The following is a 9,641-nucleotide window of genomic DNA, read 5'->3' as shown; positions in this document are numbered from 1 at the left end:
GTGCCTGCCCAACTGGTGCAGCATGGCCGCCAGCGGGGTGTAGGTGGTCTGGGCGGCGGCGCGGCGGCGGGCCCGCAGGGCGCGTGTGACGGGCCGGATGAACAGGCGGCGGATGATCCCGAAGGGCGCCAGCAGCGCGCCCACCACCAGCACCGGAACCGATCGTCCGGGGGCGGTGTCCAGCCGCATGCGTCCGTTCACCCCGTTGAGGATGAACGAGATGATCAGCGACAGCGAGAGATACAGAACCGTGGCGGCGCTGGTGGCCTCGAAGCCCTTGAAGGTCAGCGATTCCACCTGCTGGGCATGCCAGGTAAGTTCCGCCACGCCCACCACCATGGCCAGCGACGAGTTCTTCATGTTGTTCAGGAACTCGCTGCCCAGCGGGGGAATGATGGCCCGGAACGCCAGCGGCAGGATGATGGTGCGCAGCACCTGGAAATAGGACAGGCCCGAGGAGTAGGCCGCTTCCAGCAGGCCCTTGGGAATGGACTGGAGCCCGGCGCGGATCACTTCGGCCATGAACGAGGCGGTGTAGATGGACAGGCCGATGGTGGCGCACCAGAATTCGAACTGGATGGAGAACAGCGCCTCGCGCACGTTGTCGGGCAGAATGGCCGGAAAGGCGAAATACCAGAAGAACAGTTGGATGAGCAGCGGCGTGTTGCGGAAGAACTCGATGACGCAGGTGGCCGTGACCCGCAACGGGCGGAACAGCGAAAGCCGCGCAAGCCCCAGCATGGTGCCCAGCAGCAGCGCAATGGCCGAACTGATCAGCGAGATGCGCACCGTGTTGGCAAGGCCCTTCAGGATTTCCGCGCCCATGACCACGCCGTAGGTCTCGTTGCGCGTGAAGAGCATGCTCCACTTGAATTCGTAGCCGAAGTCGAAGACCCAGCCGCAGTAGTAGATGGCGAACGTCGCCAGCGAGATGAGGACCGCGTTCTGGACCCAGGTCTTTTCCAGCCAGTATCGGATCATGTGCCGTTCCGGAGAGGGGCGCGCCGTGCCCCGGCGGGGTGCGGTTGCGGCGGCGCGTGCGTGGTCTTGGTGCATGTGCGGGCGTGCGGCCGCAGGGTTGCCGCCCGCCCGCGCGCTGGTGCGCGGGTCTTCAACAATACGCAAGCCCGGACGGGCCGGGCTTGCGCACAATATTCAGCAGGTGTGGACCGTTAGGGCCACATTTCGATCTGGCCGGCCAGCGGCATTTCGAACGGGGTGCCCGGGCCGTACCACTTGTTGTAGATGGTCTTGTAGGTGCCGTCCTTCCACATGTCCTGGATGGCGGCGTTCACGGCGTCGCGCAGGGCGGAATCGTCCTGGGGCATGGCCATGCCGTAGGGTTCGTCGGACAGGAAGTCGCCCACCAGTTCGAACTGGCCGGGGGTCTTGGCGGCGTAGCCGACCAGGATCGAAGCGTCGGTGGACCAGCCGGCCACGCGACCGTTCTGCAGCGCCTGGAAGCACTCGGATTCCTTCTGGAAGGAGATCACGTTGGTTTCGGCGTTGGGGTCACCGGCTTCCTTCAGGGCGCGGCGCACGTTCACTTCGGAGGTGGTGCCCTGCATGGTGGCGATCTTCTTGCCCACCATGTCCTTCACGGACTTGAACTGGCCCTTCTTGGCCAGGATCTTCTGGCCGTCGAAGAAGTAGGTCAGCGAAAAATCGACCGACTTGTCGCGCTCGCGGGTGTGGGTCATGTTCGACACGGAAAGGTCGATCTGGCCCGACTGCACGAGGGCGATGCGGGTCTTGTTGTTCACCTGGACGCGTTCGATTTCCACGCCCATGCGCTTGGCCACTTCGGTGGCCATGTCGTAGTCGAAGCCGCCCCACTCGCCCTTTTCATTGTAGAAGGCGCCGGGGATGGAGTCGGTCATGATGCCGACGCGGATCTTCTTTTCCTTCTGGATGCGGTCGAAGACCGGACCGGCCATGGCCACGGAGGCCATCAGCACGGTCAGGGCCGAAGCCATTGCAAGCAGTTTGACCAAGCGCATATCCTTCTCCCTGTTTTGGGTTGCCCATGGCCCCCGCACATGCGGGCAGGCCCCCAGAGGGGCTGCGGCCCCTTCGGCAAAAGGGGCGGCGGGCCGACAACGGCAAGAAAGGCGACAGTCAAGGCGTGTGCCCCGCATGCGGGGCGGATGTCTAGTGCGTGAGAATCTTGCTGAGGAATTCCTTGGTGCGGTCGTGGACGGGATTGCTGAAGAACGCCTCTGGGGTGTTTTCTTCCACCATGACGCCCTGGTCCATGAAGATGACCCGGTCGGCCACTTCGCGGGCAAAGCCCATTTCGTGCGTCACGCAGACCATGGTCATGCCCTCGCGGGCAAGCTGGCGCATGACGTCGAGCACCTCGTTGATCATTTCCGGGTCCAGCGCGCTGGTGGGTTCGTCGAACAGCATGATGCGCGGCTTCATGGCCAGGCCGCGCGCGATGGCCACGCGCTGCTGCTGCCCGCCGGAAAGCTGGCCGGGGTAGGCGCCCGCCTTGTCGGGAATGTTCACCTTTTCCAGCAGTTCCATGGCCGTCTTTTCGGCTTCGGCGCGGGGGGTGTTGCGCACCAGCAGGGGGGCCAGGGTGATGTTTTCCAGCACGGTCATGTGCGGATACAGGTTGAACTGCTGAAAGACGAAGCCCACCTCGGCGCGCAGCATGGTGAGGTTGGTGCGCGGGTCGTTGATGTCCACGCCGTCGACGACGATGTGGCCCTTCTGGATGGGCTCCAGCTTGTTGATGCAGCGGATCAGCGTGCTCTTGCCGGACCCGCTGGGCCCGCAGATGACGACAACCTCGCCCTGCTTGATTTCAAGGGTGATATCCTGCAGCACATGCAGTCCGCTGGCGTACCACTTGTGCACATGGTCGAATTTGATCACGCGGTGCTCCACGGTTCGGTCTGGGCGGGCTGGGGCAGTCTTGCGCACGGTCCTGCGCACGATGTTGTGCTCAGCCGCGCACGGTGCGGCGACCGGGCTGATGATGCCACGGCGGCTGCCGACACGCCCCGCGCCTGCGAAGTAGCAGAATACGGGAATGCGGGCAACCCGTGGGGTTACGCTTTTGACATTAATGTTTCAATTCGCGGCGTTGCGTCACGGTTCCGCTGCAGGCCCGCATCGGGTATCGCCCTTGATGGCGGGCGGTTGGCACGATTGAAGGCTGTTGCGGCCCCGGTACGATGACGTGTTTTTGCGAAATTGTCAGCGATTGGCGGGGGTGCCCCTGCCATTTGCACGCGCGTTGCCGCAGGTGCGGAGGGTTGCGTCGCATCGCGCGGGCCGCCGCAAGGTCGGGCGGCATGAGGACAGCCTGGCAGACCGGGGCAGCCCTGCCAGCGGGACCAGCGGGACAGCCCTGCCAGCGAGACCAGCGGGACTGGGGGGGGGCGGGGGGCAGTGGGCCAGCAACCATGCAACCCGACAATCAGGCAACCCGACAGCCCGACACCCCGCCAGCGTGCCGGGCAGGCAATCCGGCAGCCTCCAGTTCCGCAGGGGGGGGGGATCAATCCCGGGCCGGGGTGTCGCAGGGCAGCAGGAAGTAGAAGGCGTTGCCGCCTTCCTGCGCCTCGTAGCCCACGCGTCCGCCATGCAGGTCCACGATCTCTCGCACGAAATGCAGGCCGTGCCCGGTGCCGTATTCGCCATGGGTGTTGGACCCCCGGAAGTCCGGTTCGAACAGGTGGGGGGTGTCGTCGGCGGATACGGCGGGACCGGTGGTGAACACCTCCACCCGTGCCCCGGGCTTGCCGGGGCCGAAGGCATCGGCCACGCGGCAGATGCGGCAGTGCACGGCCTGGCGGCGCGCACCCGGCGTGGGGCGGGTGTACTTCACCGCGTTGGACAAGAGGTTGGCCAGCACCTGGCTGATCAGCCCCACGTCGGCGGAAACGCGTACATGTTCGCAGTTCGGGCGCATGTCGATGCGCACCTTGATGCCCTTTTCCTCCAGCCGCGACCGGAAGCGTTCGAGCTGCGGCACCACCACGCGCTGGGCGATGTCGATTTCCATCTTCTGGAGCACGTAGTGCCCCTGGTCGAAGTGGCTCTGGCGCAGCAGCGTTTCCAGAAACAGGCTGGATTGCAGGAAATGGCGATAGATTTCGCGGTACTGCTCGTCCAGCCGCTCGTGCAGGTAGCCCAGCTGACGGATGGCCTCGGCCTCCGGCCCGCTGGGCATGCGCCCGCCCGCGCTGAGGGTTTCGCGCAGTTCGCCCATGGCCTGTATCTTGCCTTCCAGCTGCCGGAACAGCAGCTTGAAGTACATGTTGGGCACGATGACGTTATGGCCGATGTCGTGCACCAGGCTGCGGATGAACCGGATGTGCTCGCGGTTCTTCATGTGCAGCAACCGGTTGTGCAACTGGAAACCCACGCGGTTGGCGTATTTTTCGTAGTAGAAGCGGTCGTGTTCGGTAAGCGGCGCAACAGGGTGCAGCACCATCATGCCCAGCACGTCGCCCACGGGGGTGAAGGGCAGGCTTTCGCGGTCGGCATGGCGGCCCCGCACGGGGATGCGGTACTGCCCGTCCTGCATGTGCGGCCCTTCCGCCAGGTGGTCGCGCTGGGGCGGGCTGTCCGCGAAGGGGGGCATGTCCGGATTGCGGCGCACCAGCGTGCCGGAGGGGTCCAGCACGTACAACTCGGCCTGCATGTCGAACAGGATGCGCGGCACCAGCACGGCCAGGGCGTACAGGTCGGGCAGGGCGTCGAATTCCTGGGCCAGGTCGAAGAACACGTTGAAGGCGCGGATTTGCCGCGCGCTGAAGTTGTAGCGCGTGTGGTCGGCCAGCTTGGCCCGGATGCGTTCGGAAACGTGATCGACACCCATCACCGGCGGCGGAGCGGGGGGTGAGGAATTGGACGGCGGATTGGAGGACGCCGGTGGGGCGGGGGGCTGTTCGGACGTCATGACAACCTGCTGGGCTACCCGCGGCCTGCGGGGCTTTCTGGGGCCGGGCGGGCGCCCGGAACCGGACGTTCCGGCATTGGGGCTGCCCGGTTTGGCGGTCCGCTCGTGACAGGTGCCGGGGGCGGCGCATGCCGAGCAATGGCGGTGGATGGCGGGGCATCCGATGGCTGCGGGTCCGTCGCCATCATGCATCATTTCATGCGCCGCGCCAAGGGTCCGGGCCGGGTTTGCGCATGTCTGGGGCGGTTGCAGCGTGTCCGTCGGGTTTGCGGCGTGCCTGGCCGGGCATGCACGCGGGTGCGCATGCGGTTCCCGGGCATCTCCAAGTCTCATTGACGCGGCGGGGCGCGCCATGCCATCACCCCGTGAAGAATCGGGAACGCGCGGTGGCGCGGACTGCCTCTGGGAACGGCATGCCACCGCCGGGGACATGGAAAGCGCCGGGTTGATTGGTGCAACAGGTCATCCGGACAAGTGGCCAGACCCGTGCGGGAAGGGGGGGCACATGGTGCCGCAGGTATTGGGAGTGTATGTTTCCGTGCGTACCGAGCACACGGGCATGGGCTCCACGAGCAGGGAAGTTTCGCAAAGGATTCATTGGCTGGCGGCCTGTCAGGCAGATGGGGCAGACGGGGCAGACCGGCCAGACCGGGCAGAAAAGGCAGATGGCGGATGTTACATCCTGCAGCCGCTGACCGACGCGTACCTGCCCTCGGGCCTGGTGAAGGAACTGCCGGAGGCCGATTTCATCGAGCACTTCCTGCCAGACGCGGACTGCTACGATAAATTCATCCGCCCGGCAGCCGAGGCGCTGGCCGCCTACATCGACCAATTGCCGACGGACGTACCCTTTTCGGTGGAGCAGTTCAGCCCGCTGGCCCTGCCCTTCGACCAGTTGCGCGTGCTGGACGGCCTGCTGGCCGTGTTGCGTGGCCGAGCGGGACTGGTGCCCCGCGCGCACGACGTGCCCGATCTGCGGGCCATGCTGGCGGGCATGTGCCGGTTGCGCATGGTGCCCGACTTCCAGAACCGGGTGGCCGGGGTGGCCATAGACCTGCGCAGGCGCGGCGACTACGCGGCGGCGGAATACTACTACGAACGAGCCCTGGCCGTAAGCGGACAGGAAGACCGCATCCTGTTCAACCTGGCGCGGGTGTATTACGAAACGGGTCGGACCGAGAAGGCCGCCGACAGTCTGCGCCGCGCTCTGGCGGTCAATCCGGGGCTGGCCGTGGCCGGGCAGTTCTTGCGTTTCGTCCTGACCGGGATGCGCTCCGGCGCGTCGGAGGGGGGCGAGGCGCCGATCGAGGCCGATCCGAACAAGGCCGATCCGAACAAGGCCGGTCCGGGCGATGCCGCTCCGGGCGATGCAGGCCCGGATGGTATCGATCCGGACAATGCCGGTGGCGGCGACTCTGCTCCGGCGGCACCGCAGCCCGACACCCCGACACCGGGCAAGCCCGGCGCATGACGATCTTATGCCCCGCGCGGAGCGGGGCAGCCATGCCGGGCGAATGCCTTGCGCATGCCCCGTGCATGTCGTGGACGCATGGCGGAAGCATTACGGGACGGGCATGGGCCGCGGCATGGGAGGGATCATGCCGACCCTTGACGATCCGTCACTGTCCGTCACGGTCCAGGGGCGGCATCCAGACCAATCATGGCGGCACCGCCGCAGCACCCGGCCCCGGCGGCATGGCCCCGCGGCCCATCCGGCAAGGAGAAGTAATGAGCGACGACCGCCGTGTCTTTCCCCGGCTGCAACTGGATTGCCCCTGCTTCGTCACCCTGCGCCGCGACGCCGGAGACCTGCCGTGCATGCTCGGCAACATCAGCGCGGGAGGGGTGATGCTGCAACTGCCCCCCTTCTGCGCAACGGAAGGGCTGCCCTTTGGCGAAGTGGTGAACCTGGTGGAGGTGCCCAAGGCCCTGGCCGGAGCCCTGGAAGGGGCGCAGGGGCGGGTTGCCTGGTGCAGCGGCGTGCAGGCGGGCATCTGCTTCGACGACGTGCTGCCCTTCAACGTGGACGACATCATGGACATGCTGGACGAGGTCTGCTGAGCAGGTGCATTCCGCACCCTGCGGGGGATTGCGGCCTGCCCTGCCCCTCTTGCCAGCCTGTCACGACCTGTCCGGCCTGTCACGGCCTGCCACGGCGGCATCACGGTCATCCGGATGAGTGGTGCCCCGCAGCCGCGCCTACCGGTCCAGCCCGGCGGGCGTCGGGTGGCGGATGAAGGTGCCCGCCCGCACCTCGCGGAATGCGGTTTCCAGTTCCGCGTCGGTGTTCATGACGATGGGGCCGCGCCAGGCCACGGGCTCGCCCAGCGGACGCCCCGTGAACAGCAAAAGGCGCAGGCCGTCCTGGCCCGCGCGAACGACCACGCTGTCGCCGCCGTCCCCGGGATCGGCGTCGCCTCCTCCCGGCTCATTCCCGTCTTGCGCAGGACTGGCGCCCTCGGGCCGTCCGAACAGCACCAGGGTGCGGTTGGCCACGGCCGTTTCCCCGGCGCCGTCCCCGACCGTTGCTCCCGCTCTCTCCCCACCCGTCCCGATAATTACCCCTGTCCCGTCAATGACATAGGCGATGGCCGTATGGCCGTGCGGCACGGGGTGCGCGTGCGTCACCCCCGCCGGAATGGTCAGGTCCAGATAGCCGGGGTCGGTGACGATGTCCGCCGCCGGGCCCGTCACCGGTCCCGCCGCGCCGTGCGCCGTCCCGGCTATAACCTTGGCCGTCACGCCCTGCGGCAGTTGCGCCACGGGGATTTCCGCCGCCGTGATGCTGCGGTAGCGCGGCTCCATCATCTTGTGGCTGGCGGGCAGGTTGGCCCACAACTGGAATCCGTGCATGGCTCCGTGCGCATCGCCCTTGGGCATTTCCTGGTGGATGATGCCGCTGCCCGCCGTCATCCACTGCACGTCGCCGGAGGAAATGACCCCCTTGTTGCCCATGCTGTCGCCGTGTTCCACGTCGCCGCGCAGGATGTAGGTGATGGTTTCGATGCCCCGGTGCGGGTGCCACGGAAAGCCCTTGATGAAGTCCTCCGGCCTGTCGGAGCGAAAGTCGTCCAGCAGCAGGAACGGGTCGAACATGGGGGCCTCGTAGTAGCCGAACATGCGGCGCAGCCGCACGCCCGCGCCTTCGGTGACCGGTTCCCCGTGCAGGACGAGTTCGACGTTTCTCGGCATGGCGCGCCTCCCTTGTTGCCGTGATGGCGGTGTGCCGCAGGCCGTGGCCGCCCCGTGCCGTCGCCGGACGGCAGTGCGCACCACGGACCTTGCGCCACCTTGGCACAGCGTGCAGGCGGGGGCAAGGCGCGGGGAAAATATCGGGAGGGGAACGGAGGCGGGGCACGCCGCAAGGCGGGCCGCAGCGAGGCCAGATCAGAGCCAGACCAGAACCAGACGAGTCAAGGTAGGCCGCAGGCGAGAGACGAACGGGCGGTGGAGGCAGGGCGGTGACGCGGGGCAGCCGCCCCCTCACCCTGCTAATGTCCGGAATAGGCCAGCACGTGGTTCAGCCCGGCGCTGGACTTCTTCATCTGCGTGCCGGTGATCAGGTAGCGGGTCAGCCGCCAGGCGTCCATGTCGATGTGGTCGATGCGGCCCTGGCAGTCCGGTGTCAGGTGCGGGGCGATGGCGTCGGCCAGTTCCTGTGCGTCGCAGTACGGGCCTTCGTAGGCGATGCGCAAAAGATCGCCCTCCAGTTCCACCCATTCCTCGCCGATGGCCGTGGCCGCCGCGCGCAGCATGGCCTGCCCGGCGGGCCACACCGAGCCGTAGACCTTTTCCTGAATCATGTCGCGGGCCATGCGGGTTTCCTTTGCGTGTGTCCCGTTGTCTGCGGATGTTTATCGTGCGCCTTTGGCGAGTGGGGTATCCGTTTTTTTGCATGCCCCCTGCACCCCCATCATGACACCGCTCACAACCTGGATAAATCAAGGGGCGCAGGGGACGAAGTCCGCGCTGCGATCGCCATCCGCAGCACTCGGAGGCTCGTGTAACAGCTGCCGTCCTGCCCGCCGGAGGCGTATAAAAAAGAACGCACTTGGGAACGGCCTACAGCCGGAACTCCCCGTCCTCGTAGACTACCACGCGTTTTCCCCCCGGTGCGGCGGCGGTGACCCTGCGCGGGGTGGTGGCCACCAGATCCCAGTGCAGGCTGGAACTGTTGAAGCCCAGTTCGCGCCGGGCGTCGGCGGTCAGTTCGTCCGACGGGCCGGAAAAGGTGTTGGCGTACGACTGGCCCAGGGCCACGTGCATGGACCCGTGCGGTCCGCCGTGGTTCTCGTCGTACAGGGTGTTGGCCATGAACCGGGTGATGCGCGAGAAGCGCCGGTCCACCACGGCGAATTCGCCCAGCATGGCCGCGCCGGGGTCGCTGTTCAACTGCCCGGTGGCAAAGCCCTCGCCCTGTTCGGCGTCCAGCCGCACCACCCGGCCCTGCCGGAATTCCAGCCGCACCCCCTGCACGATGTTGCCGGAACGGAACGACGGCAGATCGGCGGTGTACACCCCCTCCACGCTGCGCCAGTCGGGCGAGACGTACAGTTCGAAGCTGGGAATGTTGCGGCCGGTCACCCCGGCCCAGCGGCGCATGCGTCCCACGCGCAGGCGCAGGTCGGTGCCGTCGGCCTCCACGTGCAGGGTGGCGTCGCCCAGTTCGTCCAGCTTCGTGCGGATGCCCTCGGCCTGCCTGGCCACGCGGGCCCATGTGGCG

The 9,641-nt window shown here is 66.8% G+C and carries 9 protein-coding genes; 2 read left to right on the top strand and 7 right to left on the bottom strand.

The annotated features are described in order from the left end of the window. The 4 genes from FVW20_RS00700 to FVW20_RS00685 all read right to left on the bottom strand — a co-directional run. Positions 1-981 (bottom strand): amino acid ABC transporter permease (locus FVW20_RS00700; RefSeq protein ID WP_196607865.1); only part of this gene is annotated, 981 nt, incomplete at its 3' end. 191 nt (positions 982-1,172) lie between these two features. Continuing rightward, on the bottom strand, positions 1,173-2,000 hold the full coding sequence (locus FVW20_RS00695; protein WP_196607864.1) for a transporter substrate-binding domain-containing protein: 828 nt from the start codon (positions 1,998-2,000) through the stop codon (positions 1,173-1,175). A gap of 151 nt (positions 2,001-2,151) precedes the next feature. Further along, positions 2,152-2,883: an amino acid ABC transporter ATP-binding protein gene (locus FVW20_RS00690; RefSeq protein ID WP_015946413.1), complete on the bottom strand. Its 732-nt coding sequence runs from the start codon at positions 2,881-2,883 to the stop codon at positions 2,152-2,154. Between the two features lie 628 nt (positions 2,884-3,511). Continuing rightward, positions 3,512-4,918: a sensor histidine kinase gene (locus FVW20_RS00685; protein WP_196607863.1), complete on the bottom strand. Its 1,407-nt coding sequence runs from the start codon at positions 4,916-4,918 to the stop codon at positions 3,512-3,514. Between the two features lie 505 nt (positions 4,919-5,423). Here FVW20_RS00685 and FVW20_RS00680 point away from each other — a divergent pair. After that, positions 5,424-6,389 carry a tetratricopeptide repeat protein gene (locus FVW20_RS00680; protein ID WP_196607862.1) on the top strand — a complete coding sequence of 322 codons (966 nt, stop codon included), beginning with the start codon at positions 5,424-5,426 and terminating at the stop codon, positions 6,387-6,389. A gap of 257 nt (positions 6,390-6,646) precedes the next feature. Next, positions 6,647-6,979 carry a PilZ domain-containing protein gene (locus FVW20_RS00675; protein WP_196607861.1) on the top strand — a complete coding sequence of 111 codons (333 nt, stop codon included), beginning with the start codon at positions 6,647-6,649 and terminating at the stop codon, positions 6,977-6,979. A 138-nt stretch (positions 6,980-7,117) separates the two neighbouring features. Here the strand turns inward: FVW20_RS00675 and FVW20_RS00670 are convergent, their stop codons facing one another. The 3 genes from FVW20_RS00670 to FVW20_RS00660 form a co-directional block, all read right to left on the bottom strand. Next, positions 7,118-8,110: a pirin family protein gene (locus tag FVW20_RS00670; RefSeq protein ID WP_196607860.1), complete on the bottom strand. Its 993-nt coding sequence runs from the start codon at positions 8,108-8,110 to the stop codon at positions 7,118-7,120. Positions 8,111-8,409: 299 nt separating this feature from the next. Next, positions 8,410-8,733 (bottom strand): hypothetical protein, encoded by a 324-nt coding sequence (locus FVW20_RS00665; protein WP_167124715.1) that lies wholly within the window; start codon positions 8,731-8,733, stop codon positions 8,410-8,412. Positions 8,734-8,980: 247 nt separating this feature from the next. Then, a partial coding sequence (locus tag FVW20_RS00660; protein ID WP_196607859.1) for an aminopeptidase occupies positions 8,981-9,641 on the bottom strand: 661 nt, incomplete at its 5' end.

Origin of the sequence: Nitratidesulfovibrio oxamicus (assembly GCF_015731765.1) — a bacterium.
GTDB classification, from domain to species: domain Bacteria; phylum Desulfobacterota; class Desulfovibrionia; order Desulfovibrionales; family Desulfovibrionaceae; genus Cupidesulfovibrio; species Cupidesulfovibrio oxamicus.
This window is presented reverse-complemented; position numbering and strand designations above follow the sequence as displayed.

Bases quoted from the DNA above. Each gene is read 5' to 3' on its own strand.
- FVW20_RS00695 (WP_196607864.1), bottom strand. From the start codon at position 2,000: ATGCGCTTGGTCAAACTGCTTGCAATGGCTTCGGCCCTGACCGTGCTG.
- FVW20_RS00685 (WP_196607863.1), bottom strand. From the start codon at position 4,918: ATGACGTCCGAACAGCCCCCCGCCCCACCGGCGTCCTCCAATCCGCCG.
- FVW20_RS00680 (WP_196607862.1), top strand. From the start codon at position 5,424: ATGGTGCCGCAGGTATTGGGAGTGTATGTTTCCGTGCGTACCGAGCAC.
- FVW20_RS00675 (WP_196607861.1), top strand. From the start codon at position 6,647: ATGAGCGACGACCGCCGTGTCTTTCCCCGGCTGCAACTGGATTGCCCC.
- FVW20_RS00670 (WP_196607860.1), bottom strand. From the start codon at position 8,110: ATGCCGAGAAACGTCGAACTCGTCCTGCACGGGGAACCGGTCACCGAA.
- FVW20_RS00665 (WP_167124715.1), bottom strand. From the start codon at position 8,733: ATGGCCCGCGACATGATTCAGGAAAAGGTCTACGGCTCGGTGTGGCCC.